This window comes from Halospina sp. K52047b, assembly GCF_008709855.1.
Taxonomy (GTDB): Bacteria; Pseudomonadota; Gammaproteobacteria; order Pseudomonadales; family Oleiphilaceae; genus Halospina; species Halospina utahensis_B.
In genome coordinates this window covers 1-201 of record NZ_VYJH01000044.1, presented here as the reverse complement: position 1 = coordinate 201, position 201 = coordinate 1, and the positions used below count along the sequence as shown (strand labels likewise).

Genomic DNA, 201 nt, shown 5'->3' with positions numbered 1-201 from the left:
CTCTACGCCTTCACCAATCGCCAGCGCAACAAGATCAAGTGCCTGATGTGGGAAGACAACGGCTTCGTGCTCTATTACAAGACCCTGGCCGAGGAACGGTTCAAGTGGCCGGGCCCAGGGGATCAGCTGATGGCGCTGACCGGTGAGCAGATCAACTGGCTTCTGGATGGCTACGACATCACCCTTCTCAAGGGCCATAAA

At 56.7% G+C, this 201-nt stretch carries 1 protein-coding gene; it reads left to right on the top strand.

All coding sequences use genetic code 11. The features are described from left to right. Positions 1-201 (top strand): IS66 family insertion sequence element accessory protein TnpB (gene tnpB / locus F3089_RS15805; protein WP_151441738.1); only part of this gene is annotated, 201 nt, incomplete at both ends.